20 protein-coding genes and 1 pseudogene are annotated in these 17,179 nt (G+C 66.4%); 9 read left to right on the top strand and 12 right to left on the bottom strand.

Translation table 11 applies throughout. The annotated features are described in order from the left end of the window. Window positions 1-105: 105 nt before the first annotated feature. From BR47_RS0118550 to BR47_RS0118560, 3 genes are all read left to right on the top strand, one after another. Window positions 106-1,536 (top strand): DUF1254 domain-containing protein, encoded by a 1,431-nt coding sequence (locus BR47_RS0118550; RefSeq protein WP_029120424.1) that lies wholly within the window; start codon window positions 106-108, stop codon window positions 1,534-1,536. Between the two features lie 56 nt (window positions 1,537-1,592). Continuing rightward, window positions 1,593-1,865: a hypothetical protein gene (locus tag BR47_RS0118555; protein WP_036427566.1), complete on the top strand. Its 273-nt coding sequence runs from the start codon at window positions 1,593-1,595 to the stop codon at window positions 1,863-1,865. 160 nt (window positions 1,866-2,025) lie between these two features. Beyond that, window positions 2,026-2,550, top strand: a complete 525-nt coding sequence (locus tag BR47_RS0118560) for a DUF1254 domain-containing protein (RefSeq protein ID WP_029120426.1) — start codon at window positions 2,026-2,028, stop codon at window positions 2,548-2,550. Here BR47_RS0118560 and BR47_RS0118565 read toward each other — a convergent pair. Further along, the gene (locus BR47_RS0118565; RefSeq protein WP_029120427.1) at window positions 2,547-4,454 is read right to left on the bottom strand and encodes an acyl-CoA dehydrogenase family protein; all 1,908 of its coding nucleotides are present in this window, start codon (window positions 4,452-4,454) and stop codon (window positions 2,547-2,549) included. The genes BR47_RS0118560 and BR47_RS0118565 overlap by 4 nt on opposite strands. A 66-nt stretch (window positions 4,455-4,520) precedes the next feature. On the opposite strand from BR47_RS0118565, the gene BR47_RS0118570 reads away from it, so the two are divergent. The 3 genes from BR47_RS0118570 to BR47_RS33545 all read left to right on the top strand — a co-directional run bounded on the left by BR47_RS0118570 (window position 4,521) and on the right by BR47_RS33545 (window position 6,652). Further along, complete coding sequence (locus BR47_RS0118570) at window positions 4,521-5,153, top strand: TetR/AcrR family transcriptional regulator (protein WP_020098721.1); 633 nt, start codon at window positions 4,521-4,523, stop codon at window positions 5,151-5,153. 17 nt (window positions 5,154-5,170) lie between these two features. Next, entirely contained in the window at window positions 5,171-6,223 is a 1,053-nt protein-coding gene (locus BR47_RS0118575) for an oxygenase MpaB family protein (protein ID WP_231506737.1), read from the top strand. Between the two features lie 99 nt (window positions 6,224-6,322). Continuing rightward, window positions 6,323-6,652 (top strand): hypothetical protein, encoded by a 330-nt coding sequence (locus BR47_RS33545; RefSeq protein WP_029120429.1) that lies wholly within the window; start codon window positions 6,323-6,325, stop codon window positions 6,650-6,652. Here BR47_RS33545 and arsB read toward each other — a convergent pair. Both arsB and BR47_RS0118595 read right to left on the bottom strand, forming a co-directional pair. Next, window positions 6,649-8,117: pseudogene (gene arsB / locus BR47_RS0118590) on the bottom strand (ACR3 family arsenite efflux transporter). The gene BR47_RS33545 and the pseudogene arsB overlap by 4 nt on opposite strands. Continuing rightward, a complete protein-coding gene (locus BR47_RS0118595; protein WP_029120432.1) occupies window positions 8,114-8,539 on the bottom strand; it encodes an ArsI/CadI family heavy metal resistance metalloenzyme in 426 nt (141 codons plus the stop codon). Before BR47_RS0118595 ends, arsB begins: the two are co-directional and overlap by 4 nt. A gap of 99 nt (window positions 8,540-8,638) precedes the next feature. On the opposite strand from BR47_RS0118595, the gene BR47_RS0118600 reads away from it, so the two are divergent. Beyond that, window positions 8,639-8,992, top strand: coding sequence for an Rv2640c family ArsR-like transcriptional regulator (locus BR47_RS0118600; protein WP_020098716.1), 354 nt, complete (start codon window positions 8,639-8,641; stop codon window positions 8,990-8,992). Window positions 8,993-9,006: 14 nt separating this feature from the next. Here BR47_RS0118600 and BR47_RS0118605 read toward each other — a convergent pair whose 3' ends face one another. From BR47_RS0118605 to BR47_RS33185, 4 genes are all read right to left on the bottom strand, one after another. Continuing rightward, entirely contained in the window at window positions 9,007-9,246 is a 240-nt protein-coding gene (locus BR47_RS0118605) for a hypothetical protein (RefSeq protein ID WP_138158297.1), read from the bottom strand. A gap of 121 nt (window positions 9,247-9,367) precedes the next feature. Then, the gene (gene chrA, locus BR47_RS0118610; protein WP_029120433.1) at window positions 9,368-10,525 is read right to left on the bottom strand and encodes a chromate efflux transporter; all 1,158 of its coding nucleotides are present in this window, start codon (window positions 10,523-10,525) and stop codon (window positions 9,368-9,370) included. Window positions 10,526-10,563: 38 nt separating this feature from the next. After that, window positions 10,564-11,016, bottom strand: coding sequence for a lipoprotein LpqH (locus BR47_RS0118615; protein WP_036419921.1), 453 nt, complete (start codon window positions 11,014-11,016; stop codon window positions 10,564-10,566). A gap of 105 nt (window positions 11,017-11,121) precedes the next feature. Beyond that, window positions 11,122-11,340 (bottom strand): hypothetical protein, encoded by a 219-nt coding sequence (locus BR47_RS33185; protein WP_138158296.1) that lies wholly within the window; start codon window positions 11,338-11,340, stop codon window positions 11,122-11,124. 228 nt (window positions 11,341-11,568) lie between these two features. On the opposite strand from BR47_RS33185, the gene BR47_RS0118625 reads away from it, so the two are divergent. Then, the gene (locus BR47_RS0118625; RefSeq protein WP_020098711.1) at window positions 11,569-11,889 is read left to right on the top strand and encodes a DUF732 domain-containing protein; all 321 of its coding nucleotides are present in this window, start codon (window positions 11,569-11,571) and stop codon (window positions 11,887-11,889) included. A gap of 1 nt (window position 11,890) precedes the next feature. Here BR47_RS0118625 and BR47_RS0118630 read toward each other — a convergent pair whose 3' ends face one another. The 5 genes from BR47_RS0118630 to BR47_RS0118650 form a co-directional block, all read right to left on the bottom strand. After that, on the bottom strand, window positions 11,891-13,039 hold the full coding sequence (locus tag BR47_RS0118630; RefSeq protein WP_029120434.1) for a glycoside hydrolase family 76 protein: 1,149 nt from the start codon (window positions 13,037-13,039) through the stop codon (window positions 11,891-11,893). A gap of 15 nt (window positions 13,040-13,054) precedes the next feature. After that, a complete protein-coding gene (locus BR47_RS0118635; protein WP_020098709.1) occupies window positions 13,055-13,720 on the bottom strand; it encodes a TrmH family RNA methyltransferase in 666 nt (221 codons plus the stop codon). Next, a complete protein-coding gene (locus BR47_RS0118640; RefSeq protein ID WP_036427568.1) occupies window positions 13,713-14,624 on the bottom strand; it encodes a hypothetical protein in 912 nt (303 codons plus the stop codon). Before BR47_RS0118640 ends, BR47_RS0118635 begins: the two co-directional genes overlap by 8 nt. A gap of 24 nt (window positions 14,625-14,648) precedes the next feature. After that, on the bottom strand, window positions 14,649-15,461 hold the full coding sequence (gene ttfA, locus BR47_RS0118645) for a trehalose monomycolate transport factor TtfA (RefSeq protein ID WP_020098707.1): 813 nt from the start codon (window positions 15,459-15,461) through the stop codon (window positions 14,649-14,651). A 66-nt stretch (window positions 15,462-15,527) separates the two neighbouring features. Continuing rightward, a complete protein-coding gene (locus tag BR47_RS0118650) occupies window positions 15,528-16,133 on the bottom strand; it encodes a TetR/AcrR family transcriptional regulator (RefSeq protein WP_020098706.1) in 606 nt (201 codons plus the stop codon). Between the two features lie 69 nt (window positions 16,134-16,202). On the opposite strand from BR47_RS0118650, the gene BR47_RS0118655 reads away from it, so the two are divergent. After that, entirely contained in the window at window positions 16,203-17,177 is a 975-nt protein-coding gene (locus tag BR47_RS0118655; RefSeq protein ID WP_029120436.1) for an aromatic ring-hydroxylating dioxygenase subunit alpha, read from the top strand. The last annotated feature ends 2 nt before the right edge of the window (window positions 17,178-17,179 follow it).

Genomic DNA, 17,179 nt, shown 5'->3' on the forward strand with positions numbered 1-17,179 from the left:
GTGTGGTGCAGCACAGTCGAATTCCGACGATGAGCCGGTGCAGTGTCGCGCCGCAGGTCCAAGCAATGTGTCCTGCACAACAACTGAAATGAGAGCACTTCCCGTATGCTTCACAGACACCGCCGGTGGACCCGGACGTTGGCTGCCCTGGCCATCACAGCGCTGGCGGCCACAGTCGCTGGCTGCTCCACATCCAGCAAACCGTCGAAGCTGCCCGCCGACGAGGCCAAGGCCATCGCGGTCGACGCGTACGTCTACGGCTACGCCCTCAACACCGTCGAGATGACACGCCGGGTCATGACGAACGTCGCCCAGGTCCAGGCGCCCCGGGCTCCGATGGGCCAGTTGATGCGCATGCGGGAGTACCCGACCGCCGCTTTCCGCGACGTCACCGCCCCCAACGCCGACACCCTGTACACAAACGGGTTCATCGACGTCAAAGACGAGCCGTGGATCCTGACACTGCCCGACGCCCACGACCGGTACTACCTTTTCCCGATGCTGTCGGGCTGGACAGATGTGTTCCAGGTTCCCGGCAAGCGCACGACGGGCACCGGCCCGCAGACCTACGCCATCACCGGCCCGAATTGGAAGGGCACGCTGCCCGCGGGCGTGACGGAGTACAAGTCTCCGACGTCGACGGTGTGGCTGTTGGGCCGCATCTACTGCGATGGCACGCCTGCGGACTATGCAGCCGTGCACGCGATGCAGGACCAGATTTCACTGGTGCCGCTGAGTTCGTATGGAAAGCCATACACCCCGCCCGCCGGGAAGGTCGATCCCACCATCGACATGAAGACCCCGGTGCGTGATCAGGTCGAAAACCTCAGCATCGAAGCCTATTTCGACATGCTGGCCACCCTACTGAAGGACAACCCGCCCGCCGAGGCCGACAAGCCCATCATCGAGAAGATGGCCCGCATCGGCATCGTGCCCGGAGAGAAGTTCGACATCACCAAGCTCGATGCCGATGTGGCTGCTGCGCTGAAGTCCGTACCCAAGGACGGCGTCGCAAAGATCATGGGCCACTACAGCACTCTCAACACCATCAATGGGTGGCAATTCACCACCAAGACAGGCGAATACGGCACCGATTACCTGCAGCGGGCCTTGATCACGGCCATCGGGCTGGGCGCGAACCGGCCTCAGGACGCGGTCTACCCGACATCGAAAACCGATGGCGCAGGCCAGCCGTACAACGGCGCCAACAAGTACGTCATGCACTTCGCCAAGGATCAGTTGCCTCCCGCCGAGGGATTCTGGTCACTGACGATGTACGACGAGGGCTACTTCTTCGTCGCCAACCCGCTCAACCGCTTCACGCTCAGTCAGCGCGACAACCTGGCCCGCAACCCCGACGGGTCCGTGGATCTGTATCTGCAGCACGACAATCCGGGACCGGAGAGGCAGGCCAACTGGTTGCCCGCACCGGCCGGCGCCTTCAACCTCATGCTGCGCCTGTACTGGCCGAAGCAGAACCCGCCGTCGATCATCGATGGCACCTGGCAGCCACCGGCCGTGACAAAACTGCCGTAAGCCACGAAAAATACTCGACGCGAAATTATTTCGTGTTCATCAACCCAAGGAGCACCATGCCCCCACGCATCACCGCGCTGGTATCCGTCCCACTGCTGGGCGCCGCCCTGGCCGTGGCGCCACTGACGGTGGCCCCCACCGCCGCCGCGGACGTCTGCGCCAGCGCCGGTGGCCGGCACTTCTCGGCCGGCGGCTGCACCAACATCGCGGGCGACGTCGCCGTGGGCACCGCCATCGCGGCGGCCCACGTTCCGTATGTCGCCGGTGAAGTTCCTTGTTACACCGACGAAGGCGTGCCCTACTACACGCCGCCCGGCGCTCCCTGCTGAGACCTCGGCTGTTGCCCTGGACGGCGCTGTCCCGAACTGTCAAGAATCAGTCTCTAGATGTCAAAACTTCGGGCAGCGCCGTCCTGCACAGTGGGATGAGCGGACCGAACCCGGCCCGCGACCGACCATGGGCCACACCCGGATTGGAGTTACGGCCGTCATGTCAGCAGCCGATATCCTGCCGTGGTGCGGCACGTTGTCCATCGCCGTGGCCGCCCTGGTGATCCTGGCCGGACCGGCAGCACGCCGTGCCCACCGCGGCGAGGGCGAGACCGAAGCCAGCCGCTGCCCGCTGCAGCAGCTCATGCGGACGAGCACTACCGACGCCATGTACGTCGACCGCTTCCTCGACGTGAACGCCGAGCCCTGGGTGCTGACCCTGCCGGACGCCGCCGACCGCCGCTATCTGTTCCAGGTGCTCTCCGGCCGAGCCGACGTGTTCGATGACGCCGACGAGCACGTCGCCTGGACGACGCCGCAGACGTATGCCATCACCGGCCCGAACTGGAACGGCGAACTGCCTGCCGGTGTCACCGAACACCGTTCGCCCGCCCCGATCATCTGGCTGCTGGGGCGCGTCGAGTGCACGAGCACGGCCGACGACCGCGCCGCCGCCCAAGATCTGCTGAACCGGATTTCACTGATTCCGTTGAGTGCCTACGTCACGCAATTCGTGTCCGACTAGGGCGCCATCTCGTACCGGCCCGCCAGGTCGCGCACGATGCGGACCATGCGCTCCAAGCGTGCCGGGTCGCCCACCGGCTCCGCGATCAGATCGAGCGCCAGTTTCTTCTGTGCGGCAGTCGCACTGGGCTTGCAGTGCAACGTGGTGGCGTGCCGGGAGAAGTCGGCGACCAGAACCTCGAACAGCTGGTCCAGCACGTCGTCGTCGGTCTGGTCGATGATGGCCTGCTCGAGGATCAGCTGCGCGTAGGGCAGCAGAGTGAACAGCTCACCGATCGCGAACAGGAAGTCGACGTCGTCCTGCTGCTGCGCGGTCGGCGTGGCCGCGGCCAGCAGAGTCTGGAAACCGTTGGCCTGCTTGAGGAAGACCGCGACGTTGGGGATGTGTGCGAACTCCTGAAGGACGCCGCGCCAGTCCGCGAAAGCGACCCGGCCCAGACCGCGGCTGGGGCCTTGCGCGAAGAGGAAGTCGTCGTTGGTGAAGTCCCGACGGCGGCGCACCACCGGCAGCTTCTCGGTGCGTAATGCTTTCGGAGCCTTCGGAATCCGCGCGATCCGAGGAACGACAGCCGAGCCCGCCGCACGCAGGCCGCCCGCCACGGCCCGCGTCGCCGCGTTGGGCGAGTACTCGATGGGAAGCTGCTGCAGCGCAAGAAGTCCGGCGTCGGCGGGACGGAACATGAAGTTCTGCATGAACTTCAGCGACAGCGCCATGTTGACGTGGACGGTGCCCTCGAGGCGAGGCAGTCCGACCGAGCCGAGCAGCGCCATCGGGAAGAACATGTCGTTCTCGAACCCGCGCGCGGCGATGGTGTCCGACAGCAGCGTGACGATCTTCTCGCCCTCGCGCGTGACGGTCATCTTCTCGATGGCGTTGAACAGCAGGTAGCGCCGATCGGTCGCTGACGCCGACCGCATGTAGTCGATGGCGCGCTCGCTGTAGAGCTTCATGCCGACCAGACGGGCGTAGGCCTCGGTGAGCATGCGGCGAATCTGCGGGAACTCGGTGACGTGCTTTCCGAACAGGATTCGATTCTCGGCGTGCGTGACGGCCTCGTACATGGCGTGCTCACACGTGCCGATGGAACCGAAGCCGAGGTTGAACTTACCGATGTTGACGGTGTTGATCGCGGCATGGAACGCGCCCTTGCCGGCGTGCAGGATGTCCTCGGCGTCGACCGGGTAATCCTCGAGATCGAAAGCGGCGACGTACATCTGGCCGTTGACGACGTTCTTGCGCAGCTTGTAGTCAGCATGCTGACTGTCGGCGGCGAAGAAGAGATACCCCTCGAAATCCTCGTCGGGCTTGCCGCCGTCCAGCGCGGTCGAGCTGTCCAGGATCGGCTTGTCTGCCCGGCGGCCGAACACCGACACCATGCGGGCCAGGTTGCCGTTGCCGATGTAGTACTTGCCGCCGTTCGCCCGGTAGCCGTCGTCGACCGGCGTCAGCACCATGTCCGTGGAGTACACGTCCGCGCCGTGCTCCTTCTCCGACAGGCCGAACGCGAAGATCGCGCCGGCGTCGAGAAGCTCGGCAGCCCGCTTGCGGGCCACGGCGTTGGACGACTGCCAGATGGGGCCGAGTCCCAGGATCGTGACCTGCCAGACGTACCAGTACTGCATGCCGTAGAAGCCCAGGATCTCACTGAACATCGCGTTGCGCGCGGTGTCCCATCGCTTGTCGGGGTCACCGTCCGCCTCCGATGCCGGCGTCAGGAACGTCGCGAAAACCCTTTCCTTCTTGAGGAATTCGATGAACTCCGCGTACCAGACGCGGTCGCGGTCCTGTTGCGTCAACCAGGCCTTGCCGTGGCTCTCGAAGAACTCGATAGTCGCGACGAAGACCTGCTGGGTCCGCTCGTCGAAGTCGGCGAAGTCCGGCTTGTGCGGGTTGAGCATGGTCATGGCGAGCAATCCTACAAGGATGAAGAAAAATTATTCAAACAAGAATAATTCTGCTACATTCGGTTCATGGCCACCGACGCCGCAACGAAGCCCCGGGAGCGGGCTGCCCATCTGGGCCCCGAGCGCCGCCGTCCGCAGATCCTCGACGCCGCACTGCAGATCGCCGCGGAATCCGGCACGGCTGCGGTGACCATCGGCGCCGTGGCCACCCACCTCGGCGTCACCCGGCCGGTGGTCTACTCGTGTTTCAAGGACCGCGTGGAACTTCTTGCCGCACTGCTGGATCGCGAGGGCGAGTCGCTGCGCGAGACCCTGCTGGCAGCCCTGCACACCGGCCGCGGCGACGACCCGGAGGCCGCGTTCATCGACGGATACCGCGCACTGCTGCATGCCGTCGAGGGCCAACCGGACACCTGGCGTTTCGTATACCTGGCGCACGCCGACCCGGCGGTCGCCGACATGGTCGCGGAGACCCGTCGTACACTCGCGAGAAGTTCGTCGCGCTGGATCGCGCCGGCGCTGACGACGTGGTGGCAGACCACCGACCTCAACCGCAAGATGCCGGTACTGACCGAACTGTTCGTGTCCTCCAGCGAGGCCGCGGTCCGGTCCCTCCTCGACCCCGAGAACGACTGGGACGCAGACAGTCTCGGCGAATTCTACGGACGACTCATGTGCCGCGCGTTCGCCGCGGCCTGACCAACAAGGAGTAAGTCGTGTCCCAGCCAGTGCAACCCCTCGCCGATTACGGCTTCTTCGGCCCCGGCACCGTCACCTGGAAGGTGTGGGGACACACCACCACTCCGGTGACGGGCCTGCAGCGCGCCGTCGTGGTGGAGGAACTCGACCCGTCTCTGATCGCCGCCGTCGATGCCACGCAGGCCAACTACGACCGGCCCCGCACACGCTACGACCGCACCGTGCGGTATTTCGCGACGGTTGCGTTCGGCGATAGCCAGTCGGTGGTCAAGGCCGCTGACGTGCTGGTCAAGGTGCATTCGAAGGCGATCGGCACCGAGCCCGTCAGCGGCAACAAGTACGACGCCAACAACCCGCATTCGCAGCTGTGGATCCTGCTGACCGGGTGGCATTCGGTGCTGACCGCGTACGAGATGTACGGCGGAGGCAAGCTCACCCCGGAGGAAGAGAACCAGTACTGGGAAGAGTGCGCCATCGCGGCGGAGTTCCAGACCTGCGACCCGGCCGATGTGCCGCGTACCAGCGCCGGTGTGCGCGCGTACTTCGACGAGATGCGCCCACATCTGGCGGTCAGTGAAGCGGCCCGCGCCATGATGGACCACCTGCTCAATGCCAAAGTCGTGCTGCCGCCGGCGCCGTGGGTACTGAAGCCGGTCGTCGAGCTCATCAACCTCGTCCTGCGCGCGGGCACGATTGCCACCATGCCGCGTTGGATGCGCAAGCTCAGCGGTTTCGACCAGCCCCGCGTCGTCGACATCGCCGTGCGCCCGGTACTCAAGGTTGCCTACGGCATCGTCGATCGCAGCCCACGGCTGAAACTCGCCGTGGCGCAGCTGATTGCGCCGTCGGTGACCCAGGTGGCCGCGCCGTATATCCTCGGCATCCCGGCGATCACCGATGCCGTGTTCACTCCTGAAGAAGCGCGCCGTCGCTTCGGATTCGTCAAACCCGCTGACGCACACCATGATCTGCGCGCAAAGCAACGGCAGCGGGTATTCGGCGAGGGGCAGGCGCCCAGCGACGAGGGCCTGATCGAGTCGCAGGCGTACCTCGGGAGTCTGGCCCGGTAACACCTCACCACGCCGGCGCGATAACTGATTATCCCGCGCCAGAGCGTCGCAGGGCGGTCTGTTTGCGCTGTTCAACAACAGAACCGAAGGGCGATAACCATGTCCGGACTCAGTTGGGCGGCGGTACCCGTCGTCTTCGGCGCGCTCCTGTTGACCGCGCCGGCCGCGTACGCCATTTCCGAAGGCACCATCAAAGCCGAATGCAAGGACGCCGGCGGCACCTACAACACCTCGACCTCCAATGGGCACCGGTACTCCAGCTGCGATTACAAGGATGTCGACGGCGGCTGGCACAGCGATCAATACACCGACGGCGAGTACACCGGCACCATCGACATCCCCAAGAGCACGCCGCCACCGACCAGCAAGACCTCCGTGGCGCCGCTTCCGCCCGTGGTGATGAACCCGGGCCTGGCTCCGGGAGGCTAGCCGGGCAGTAACTCGTCGACCAGGTCCCGAACCCGGTCGGCGATGGCGTCGCGGATGGGCCGGACGGCCTCGATGGGTTGCCCCGCCGGGTCATCGAGTTTCCAATCCCGGTAGGACACCCCCGGAAAGTACGGGCAAGTGTCGCCGCACCCCATCGTGATCACCACGTCACTGGTTTGCACGGTGTCGGCGGTGAGCACCTTCGGCGCTTCGGCGGTGATGTCGATGCCGAGTTCGGCCATGGCCGCGACGGCGACGGGATTGATCTCATCGGCGGGTGCTGTTCCCGCAGAACGTACTTCGATCTGCCCGTCGGACAGCTCAGTCAACAGCGCGGCCGCCATCTGCGACCGGCCGGCGTTGTGGACGCAGACGAACAGCACGCTGGGTTTGGGGCTCATGCGGGCACACTCCGCAACCGCGGCCGCAGCGCCAGCGACAGGTAGACGAGCGCGACCAGAACCGGCACTTCGATCAGCGGTCCGACGACGCCGGCCAGGGCCTGCCCGGACGTCGCGCCCCACGTGCCGATCGCGACGGCGATGGCCAGTTCGAAGTTGTTACCCGCCGCGGTGAACGCCAGCGTCGTGGTGCGTTCGTAGCCGAGGCCGAGAGCAGCACCCAGCGCATAGCCACCACCCCACATGATCGCGAAATAGACCAGCAGCGGGAGCGCGATACGGGCGACGTCCCACGGGCGAGTGGTGATCTGATGCCCTTGCAGCGCAAAGAGAATCACGATTGTGAACAGCAACCCGTACAGTGCCCACGGCCCGATCCGGGGCAGGAACGTCGACTCGTACCAGGCGCGGCCCTTGGCCTTTTCGCCGAGTCGGCGCGACAGGTAGCCGGCAGCCAGCGGGATGCCGAGGAAGATCAGCACCGACTTCGCGATCTGCCACGGGGACGTCGCAATCGCGGTCTGCGGCAGGTGCAGCCAGCCCGGCAGCACCGAGAGGTAGAACCAGCCGAGCACCGCGAACATCAGCACCTGGAACACCGAATTGAGCGCCACCAGAACAGCTGCAGCCTCCCGGTCGCCGCACGCCAGGTCGTTCCAGATGATCACCATGGCGATGCAGCGAGCCAGGCCGACGACGATCAGCCCGGTCCGATACTCGGGCAGGTCCGCGAGGAACAGCCAGGCCAGCGCGAACATCAGCGCCGGCCCGAGCACCCAGTTCAGCACCAGTGAGGACAGCAGCAGCTTGCGGTCGGAGGTGACGGTGTCGAGTCGGTCGTACCGGACCTTGGCCAGCACCGGGTACATCATGATCAGCAGGCCCAGCGCGATCGGCAACGAAATGCCTTCCACCTGAACCTTTTCCAGCACGACGTCCAGTCCGGGGACCCAGCGGCCGAGCAAGAGCCCGGCCGCCATCGCCAACCCGATCCAGACCGGCAGATACCGGTCGAGCGTCGAGAGTCGAGCTGTCGCCGGAGCGGCGTCAGCGGTCTGCGTCATGCCTGCGCCCCGCAGCACACCGCATCATCCGATCCGCTCGGCGCAGCGCCGAAGGTGTCACTGTCGGCGAGGACGGTGTAGACCTCCCAGCGTTCCCCGCCGGGGGCGGTCACCCAAACCTTGTCCTGCGTGGCGAAGCAGCAGGTGGTCCCGATCTCCTCTTCGGTGAACATCCCCGCGTCGGTGAGGCGGGCGATCTCGGTGTGCACGGCGTCGCTGGATTCGACTTCCACACCCAGGTGGTTGATCGACCCGCCGTGTCCCGGGTTCTCGAGCAGCACCAGTTTGAGCGGCGGGTTCGCGATCGCGAAGTTCGCGTAGCCGGGCTTCACCTTGGCCGGCTCGGCGCCAAACAGGTTGCGGTAGAAGGCGATCGACTCGTCGAGGTTGTCGACGTTCAGAGCGAGCTGGACACGAGACATGGCAGACCTCCCGAGGTATGTGACGTATATCGAAATCCGCAGCACAGTTCTACCGCACCTTTTCGATATATGTCAACAAGCTGAGGTAGCATCGGTGGCATGCCCAAGGCACTGCCCGTCATCGACATGTCCGAGCCGTTGTGCTGCGCGCCCGTGGCCGCGAGCCCGACTGACGACGCCGCCGCGCTCGACCTCGCCATGCGGCTCAAGGCACTCGCCGACCCCGCGCGCGTGAAACTGATGTCGCTGCTGTTCACCTGTGGCGAGCCCTGCACCACCGGCTCCCTTGCGGCCGCGGTGGGCCTGGCCGAATCGACAGTCAGTCACCACCTCGGCCAACTGCGGGCCGCCGGGTTCGTCATCTCCGAACGTCAGGGCATGAACGTGCACCACACCCCGCGACGCGACGCGCTCGCCGCGCTATGCCGGGTGCTCGACCCGAATTGCTGCTGACAGCCCTCGCGCGACTAGGCGCAGATGGTGACGTACGGGACGGTCAGGCACGGCGGCGGGAAGTAGCCGGGGCCCCAACCGCGGTTACCGTCCCAGCCGCGGCCGTGACCGTGGTGACCGTCCCAGTCGTCGCCACCCCAGCCCCAACCGTGGTCCATCGGGATCGTTCCGGGACCGACCGCGGGTGCGGCGCTCGCGATACCCGAGCCGAAACCCAAACCCGCAGCCACGAGGCCCAAGGCGAGTGTTGTCATCGATGCAATCGTTCTGAACTTGGCCATGGCCAACCTCCGAAACAACAAATACAAATAGGCAATAAATGCCCCTCTATTGTAAGACGGTCAGGCGGTCGATGACATTCCCCGACCAGATAAATCAGCCCGGCAAGGGCAGGCCGAACGCGGTGGCGAGAACGCCGGCCCCGGCGGCCAGCAGCAACGTGATCACGACGTTCACCCGGCTGAACACGGCAACCACCGCCACCGCCAGGACGACGTACTGCCAGGTCTGGCTGATCGACAGGGCCAGCGGCACCGCCGAGCCCAGGATCGCACCGATGGCGGCCGGACCCGCGCCGTCCAGGAAGGCCCGCACGTAGTTGTTGCCGCGAATCCGGTCGAAGTGCTTGGCGCCCAACAGGATGAACAGGAACGACGGGCTGAAGGCCACCACCGAGGCCAGCACGCCGCCGAGCAATCCCGCGGCGGCATAGCCGACGACGGCGACGGTCTGCACCACCGGCCCCGGCGTGATCTGGCCCAGCGCAACAGCATTGAGGAACTGGGGCCCGGTCATCCAGTGGTAGTGGTCGACGGCATCGGCCTGCATGAGCGGAATGATGACGAAGCCGCCGCCGTACGACAGCGCGCCGACCTTCAACGCCACCCAGCACAGCGAACCCAGTGTGCCCAGCGCCAGGGACTGGAGCGCCAGGATCGGCATGCTGCGCGCACCGGACCGGGGCAGCGCCGTCGTCCGCGCCAATTCGATTGCGCCGCAAGCCAACAGCACCACCACCAGCCACGGGCCCAGTAGCGCAGCCGCGACCGCACCCGATGCGACATACACCAGCCACCGGACGGAGCTGGTGCGCCGCTGCCAACTGGCAGGGACCAACGCGGCCCCCGCATGGACGGCGACGGCGGCCACCGCCGCGCCCGCGCCGGCCCCGGCAGCCAGCACCCACCGAGGCGGTGAACCGGCCAGGAACAGCGCCGCCAGAGCCAGGATGACGATGAGCCCCGGAACGATGAACGCGGCGCCACCGACCAGCGCACCGAGCCGGCCGCGGACGCGCCAGGCGCAGTAGATCGACAGCTGCGTCGACGCCGGCCCCGGCAACAGGTTGCACGTGGCGATCGCGTCCTCGAACTCGGTGGCGCCGATCCAGCGGCGCCGCTCCACGCACAGGCTGCGCAACAGCTTGATGTGCGTGGGCGGCCCGCCGAAACCGATGCATCCGATGGTGCCCCACTCACGCAGGACGGTGCCCAGGGACACTCGGGGCGATGCATCCTCTGCCGGAGTGGTCACGACCAATCATCCTGGCGGGTAACGCCGCATCATGCACCTTACGGGCAGGCGACGTCCATCTCGAAGCTCTTGCTCACCTGCTGCGGCGACCGGGGATTGCTCAGGTCGCTGCCGCTCGCGGTGCCCTTGATCGCGTACGACTTGCCCCGCACCGCGGCTACGGCGTTGTCCGCCTCGCCGGGTTCAGAACTCGTGAACCCCAACGCGACGCCGTCGATCGTGCCGAGGCCGACGGTACGAACCTGCGGCGGATCGCTCGTCGTCACGACGGCGCCGACGCCGCTGGACACGTCGCCGATCCCGATCGTCACGTTGTCACCCGCCTGATGGCAGGTCACCCCACCGCTCACGGCCCGGGGCTGTCCGTCGACGACGACCTGCGGCGCGCGCAAGCCCGAATTCGGTGAGCCGGCAGTCGGTTCGGAGTTCTCCGTGGAACAACCGGCCAGCCCTAACGCGACCACACCGATCACGAGAGTCTTGCGTACCAACGTTTCTCCTCCTTCGCGTCCGGGATATCTGGCGGTACGAGCCAGGGGTTCCCCGGAGCGAAGGAGATCAATCGTCAGCGGGCACGAGCCGTCAGCGGCAAAGAGCTACGGGCAAACGGTGACGATGCCGGCGGGGCCGGTCACGCAGGGCAGGTTGACGTAGACCTCAGGGCCATCCCAGCCGCCACCACGCCAACCCGGGCCACCCCAACCGCGGCCGTGGTCATCCCAGTCGTCGTGGCCGTGGCCGTGGCCGCGGTCCATCGGGATCGTGGCGGGGTCGTGTGCCGGAGCAGCGCTGGCAACTCCCGCACTGACACCCAAAAGCGCAGCTCCCAGGCTTGCTGCAAGTGCTGTAGTCGACGCAATCTTCTTCATCGTGGCCATAGCCATCCTCCGAAATAAGCAAAAAATCAAAATGCAATATGCGGTCTAAGTATATGACGCTGACGTTGCTGAAGAAATTCCGGTGGTCGTCCCCAAGCGACTCCGCCCGGGATCGCCGAGCCTCGCGTAGCCTGTCAGCAAACCGATCTTGCATGGGGGATCCGAATGAAACGCACACGCACAGCAGCTCTGTTCGCGGCGGTCTCGTCGGCGGCCGCCATCGTGATGGCCGTCCCCGCCCACGCCGATGACCAGATCGATCCCATGTTCCTGCAGGCCGTGCACGACAAGGGCATCCTCATGCCGAACAGCACCGCTCTCAAGCTCGCGCACGGCACCTGCAGCGCGATGCGGAGCGGCGGCGTCAACTCGGCGCTGACCTACCTGAAGAAGAACGCCGCCAACCTGTCCAACGACGATGCCGTCAAGTTCGGCGGGCTGGCCATCTACGCATACTGCCGCGAGTTGACGCCGAAGGGACAGTAGGTCAGGACTCGTCGGCGTCCGCGTCGGCCGTCAACACGTGCGCCGCTTCCATCAGCATCCAGCCGGCCACCTGCACCGACAGGTCGCGTTCCGGAATATCGGATGAATTCACCGCGCCGTCAACGGATTTCGCCTTCTCACCGGCGTCCCTCGGCAGCTCGGCCGCGCGGTCCCAGAACGCGCCGAACAGCGGGATGCCGTTGACGGACTGCCGGTAGTCCCACGCCGACTGCGCAGATTTCAGCACCAGCTCGCGGGCGGTCGTCCTGGCCGCGTCGTCCTCCTCGGTATCCCCGGGCAAGGTGGTGGCCACCAGCGTCAGGTAGCGGGCCAGGATGGCGCCGAACAGGCCACCGTCGCCGCCGCCGGCACCCCTGATCACGCCGTCGTCGAGCATGTGGTCCTTGACCGCGGCCACAAGGCGGTGCACCCGCTCCGCATGCCGCGGGTCGCCGGTACGCACGGCCAGTTCCACTTCCAGGCCCAGCACCACGCCCTGGCAGTACGTGTACTGGGCGCGCACCATGGAACCGCCCTTGATGCCGTCGAACACCAGGTGCGTATCGGGATCGATCAGCGTGCCGTCGATCCAGTCGGCCATCTGCTGCGCCCGCCGCAGGCGGTCGTGGCGGGCCAGGAAGATGCCGGCCGGGCCGTTCGCCGGGGCGTTGAAGAACTGGTCCTGCTTGCGCCACGGGATACCGCCACCGTCCTCGGGCACCCAGGCATTGAGGAACTGGTCGGTGAACGTCTTGAGCGCCTTGGGCCGGGCCACGCCGACCAACCGGCCGGAACGCTCCAGCGCGAGCGCCATCCACGCCATGTCGTCGTAGTAGTTGTTGGTCCAGGACCCGTTGTTGCGCAGTCGATGTCCACGGATCTGACGGCTGATGCGGGCGACGCGGTACTCCTGCGGGTCGCGCAGCTGCGCATCGATCATGCAGTCCAGCAGATGCGCCTGCCACCAGTAGTCCCAGCTCTTGAACAGTCGGTCGGCGCGCGTCGACGGCCAGGCCACGACGCCCAGCTGAGTGCCGGGCATCCCCCAGAGCCGCCGGATATGCCGGTTGAACACAGCCGTTTCCGCGCTGGCCGCACGGTTGGCCCAAACTGCATCCCCGTCGCTTCGCTCCACCGGACGCTGATCCATGCGTTCTATCCTGCCCTACCAGGCCCGATCCAGTCCTGCATGTTGAGTGATCCAGGTGTGCATGACGATCCCCGCGGCCACCCCGGCGTTGATGCTGCGGGTCGAGCCGAATTGCGCGATGGACACCGTCATCATCGACCCCGTCTTGGCGTCGTCGGTGATGCCCGGCCCCTCCTGCCCGAAGATCAGCAGACATTCGCGGGGCAGCGTCGTCTCTTCCAGCCGCACCGAGCCGGGGACGTTGTCGACGGCGACCGGGGTCAGCCCCGCGGCTTCGGCGAAGGCCAGCAGTTCCGCCGTGGTGGCATGGTGCATGAGTCGCTGGTAGCGGTCAGTCACCATGGCGCCCCGGCGATTCCACCGCCGGCGGCCGACGATGTGCACGGTGTCCACCGCGAACGCATTGGCGGTGCGGACCACCGCGCCGATGTTGGCATCGTTGCCGAAGTTCTCGATCGCGATGTGCAGCGGGTGCCGGCGCTGGTCGATGTCGGCGATGATCGCCTCCCGCGTCCAGTACCGGTAGGCGTCGACGACGTTGCGAGTGTCGCCCTCGCGCAACAACTCCGGGTCGTAGCGCGGATCGTCGGGCAGCTCACCGGACCACGGGCCGACGCCGGGGCCGGCGCCCCACTCGGTGGGGCCTGGCACATCGGCGTGGTCGGCGACCTGATCACTCACGCGAAATCCACACCGCCGCATGTGTTCCCACCACGGTGACGGTGGCGTACAGCAGCGCTTGGTTGATGTCGCCCTGCGTGCACAGCGAGGCGCGGGTGTTGATCGCCCCGACCTTCGCGTCCGGCAGCACCAGCAGCGTCGCGCCGTAGACGTCGCACATGTGCGACAGGCCGGGCGGCGGCAGTGTCGGCGCCACTGCGATCATCAGCGGCCCGCCGCGCTTGGCCGAGTCGTCTTTGTACCTGCTTGCCAGACCACCGATTTCGAGACCGAGCAGCATGTAGCCCTTGCCGGTGAACGCCGTCGGGTCCCCCAGCGCCGCGGGGATCAACTGGCCGCCGTCGGCCCGGAATCCGTCGACGCTGGTGGCCTTGAGCGTCAGCCCCGTGTCGGACTCGTTGGTCGGCGTCAGGCCGACGGGGTACGCCGCGCCGTAGGCGACGGTGGTGTCCTTGATGCGGTCGGCGGGCGAGTACAGGTAGACGCCACGCACCTGGGTCTGGTCGCGCATCGGGCCCAAACAGACTGTGCCCGTTACCTTGTCCGGGTTCTGTACGACGGCCGGGTTGATCTTGAGGTTGGGGACCCCGTCGCAGCCACCGATCAGGTTCGATTCGATGGGATGCGCCAATGCGCCGTACAGGCCGAAGCGCAGAGTCTCGGGCTTGGCGTGTTCGCCGCCGGCCTTCGCGGCGGCCAGGTCTACGTCGATCAGCACCTGGTCGTCTTGGAAGCGCAGGTTGGATACCGAGACGTTCCAGCCCAGCAGTGCCTGCGACTCGCCGACTTTGGCGCTGGGCGCACCGAAGATGACGGAGTTCGCGGAGCTGTCACTGGAACACGCGACCAGCACACCGGCCAGCAGCACAGTCAGCAGCCGCGAGGCCAACCTGCGAAAAGACATGCGGCCAAGGTTAGCCGCAGGGACTCAGCGCTGATAATTCGGCGCGGGGCGGCCATTACGGGCCGGCGCGAACTGCGTGTAGCGGCCGATGTCGGCGCGGCCAGGGGCCTGGTTGCTGCGGCCGGCGGGCAGTTCGTTCTGCCGCATCGGGCCGGCGCTGAGCGGACGGCTCGGCGAACCGCTGCGACGGGCGACGGCCTGGCCGGCGACGCTGTTCTGGCCGGAGGGCACCGGCGGCAGCACCCGCAGCAGGTCGTTGAACTGGCGGACGGTGCGCAGACCCTCGTCCCACTGAGCGCGGGTGCTGGTGATCGGCATGGACACGAGCGTCCAGTTCTGCTCGTTCCACATGATCTCGGCGCAATCCGGGGCGGTGTGGGAGAACGTCACCATCCGGCGGTCGCAGGCGCGACGGGCGGCATCGAGGTTCGTGGAGTAGACCATGCGGGGGCCGATGGCGCCGAGCAGCCAGATGTCGTTTTCCCGGGGCTCCGGAATGTCCTTGAGGCGGACGTCCACGGCCACGTTGGTGCCGACCTTGCGGTGCAGGGCGATCACGGTGGCCACATCGTCGAGGTCGAAGATGAACACGGCCTCGCCGCGAATCTGTCCGAGCACGACGTTGCGGGCATGGACGTTCTCACCGACGGTCGACATGATGCCGCGGCTCCACCGCTTGACCAGGTCGGGAGTCTCGTGTTCGTAGTCGAACCCGTGCGACTTCGCCCATGACTTGCGGCGCCTGCCGAGGCCGCGTCGACGGTCGATGTCGACATACAGCAGCACTGCCGCACCCACGAAGCAGAGTGCGGAAAGCGTGAACCAGAGCGGGACCATCGGCCCAAGCCTACTGGTTGGTACCCGAAATGCTCGAACTCGAATTGGTTACAAGCTGGTCACGTGCTATTTGAGGTAGGCCACGATCGCGTTGGTGAGCCCCCGTCGGGCCACATCGAGATCTGTATAGGTGCCGAGCTGGCGCTCGGAGGCGATGCCGCGCATCGCGCCGGGGATGAACGAGGCCACCTCGCGCACCCGTTCGGGGTCGACGTCCAGGTCGGCGAAGGCCTGTTGGCACGTCTGCAGCCAGCTCTGCCCCCACGACGACAGCTCCGCGGCGGTCTTCGGGTACAGCCGCTCGAGCTCGGCGTGGTCGCGCGGCAGGGCTGCCCGCAGGTTCTCGATGGCCCGCGAATCGCCGATGGTCAGGCCGTCATAGAGCAGGTCGATGATGGTCGCGACGCGTTGGTGCAGCGTGGTGGCGCTGTCGTGGTGGCTGAGCATGCCCGCGCGGCGCTCGGCGGTGCGGCGCAGAACAGCGGCCCAGAAGCCGTCGATATCGCCGAACTGGTACTTCACGGCACCCCAGGTGGCGCCGATCTCCTTGGCGATCCGGTTGGCCGATACCGCGCCCGGATCGCCGGTGGCCAGCGCCTTGCGCGCGGCCTCCAACATGCTCTCCCTGGTGGCGTCGCCGCGCTTGTTGGTCCGTCGTGCCGCCGCGGTCATCGTCCGAGATTAGCGCAGTTTCGCAGAACCCTCTTTCAAAGTTTCACAGAACCCCCTACGATTCGGGTCATGGCCAAACCCCAGCTGCCGATGAAGCCGACGGGATGGTTCCAGGTCGCCTGGTCGGACGAGGTCGAAGTCGGCGCGGTGCACACCATGAAGTACTTCGGCGAGGAGATGGTCGCCTGGCGCGCCGAATCCGGCGCCGTCACCGTCATGAACGCCTACTGCGAGCACCTCGGCGCACACCTCGGCTTCGGCGGCCACGTCGTCGGCGAGACCATCCAGTGCCCGTTCCACGGCTGGCAGTGGAACGCCGCCGGCCACAACGTCTGCATCCCGTACCAGGACCGGCCCAACCGCGGCCGCCGCATCCGGACCTACCCCGTCACCGAGCGCAACGAGGCCATCTACATCTGGCACGACGTCGAGGGCCGCGAGCCGTTCTTCGAGGCGCCCGATGTGTTCGCGTCGTTCAACGACGGCAGCAGCGCCGCCGACTACTACCCCCAGCAGCGACTGTTCCGCGAGTCCCTCGAGCTGCACCCGCAATACGTCCTGGAGAACGGCGTCGACTTCGCACACTTCAAGTTCGTGCACCAGACGCCGATCGTGCCGGTGTTCACCCGGCACGACTTCGCGGCACCGATCTCCTACGTCGACTTCACCATCACTTTCGAGGGTAGCGACCAGCAGTCGATCGACGATGTCCGCAGCGGAGTCGAGGCCATCAACGGCGGTCTCGGCATCGCCGTCACCAAGAGCTGGGGCATGATCGACAACCGCACCATCTCGGCCGTCACACCCGTCGACGAGTCCACCTCCGACGTGCGCTTCATGGTCTACATCGGGCGGGCGCCCTGGAACGCCGAGCGCGCCAACGCCTTCGGTGACGAGGTGATCCGGCAGTTCACCCAGGACATCCACATCTGGTCGCACCAGCGCTACTCGGATCCGCCGGCGCTGGCCACCGCCGAATACGAAGGCTTCACCGCAATCCGTAAGTGGGCCATGCAGTTCTATCCCGAAACCCCGAAGGGCTGACC

It is taken from the genome of Mycobacterium sp. UNC410CL29Cvi84 (assembly GCF_000686745.1).
Classification (GTDB): Bacteria; Actinomycetota; Actinomycetes; order Mycobacteriales; family Mycobacteriaceae; genus Mycobacterium; species Mycobacterium mucogenicum_B.

Bases quoted from the DNA above. Each gene is read 5' to 3' on its own strand.
- BR47_RS0118655 (WP_029120436.1), top strand. From the start codon at position 16,203: ATGGCCAAACCCCAGCTGCCGATGAAGCCGACGGGATGGTTCCAGGTC.
- BR47_RS0118605 (WP_138158297.1), bottom strand. From the start codon at position 9,246: ATGACAACACTCGCCTTGGGCCTCGTGGCTGCGGGTTTGGGTTTCGGC.
- BR47_RS0118565 (WP_029120427.1), bottom strand. From the start codon at position 4,454: ATGACCATGCTCAACCCGCACAAGCCGGACTTCGCCGACTTCGACGAG.
- BR47_RS0118555 (WP_036427566.1), top strand. From the start codon at position 1,593: ATGCCCCCACGCATCACCGCGCTGGTATCCGTCCCACTGCTGGGCGCC.
- BR47_RS0118630 (WP_029120434.1), bottom strand. From the start codon at position 13,039: ATGGATCAGCGTCCGGTGGAGCGAAGCGACGGGGATGCAGTTTGGGCC.
- BR47_RS0118650 (WP_020098706.1), bottom strand. From the start codon at position 16,133: ATGACCGCGGCGGCACGACGGACCAACAAGCGCGGCGACGCCACCAGG.
- ttfA (WP_020098707.1), bottom strand. From the start codon at position 15,461: ATGGTCCCGCTCTGGTTCACGCTTTCCGCACTCTGCTTCGTGGGTGCG.
- BR47_RS0118625 (WP_020098711.1), top strand. From the start codon at position 11,569: ATGAAACGCACACGCACAGCAGCTCTGTTCGCGGCGGTCTCGTCGGCG.
- BR47_RS0118550 (WP_029120424.1), top strand. From the start codon at position 106: ATGCTTCACAGACACCGCCGGTGGACCCGGACGTTGGCTGCCCTGGCC.
- BR47_RS0118560 (WP_029120426.1), top strand. From the start codon at position 2,026: ATGTCAGCAGCCGATATCCTGCCGTGGTGCGGCACGTTGTCCATCGCC.
- BR47_RS0118600 (WP_020098716.1), top strand. From the start codon at position 8,639: ATGCCCAAGGCACTGCCCGTCATCGACATGTCCGAGCCGTTGTGCTGC.
- BR47_RS0118640 (WP_036427568.1), bottom strand. From the start codon at position 14,624: ATGTCTTTTCGCAGGTTGGCCTCGCGGCTGCTGACTGTGCTGCTGGCC.
- BR47_RS0118570 (WP_020098721.1), top strand. From the start codon at position 4,521: ATGGCCACCGACGCCGCAACGAAGCCCCGGGAGCGGGCTGCCCATCTG.
- BR47_RS0118595 (WP_029120432.1), bottom strand. From the start codon at position 8,539: ATGTCTCGTGTCCAGCTCGCTCTGAACGTCGACAACCTCGACGAGTCG.
- BR47_RS33545 (WP_029120429.1), top strand. From the start codon at position 6,323: ATGTCCGGACTCAGTTGGGCGGCGGTACCCGTCGTCTTCGGCGCGCTC.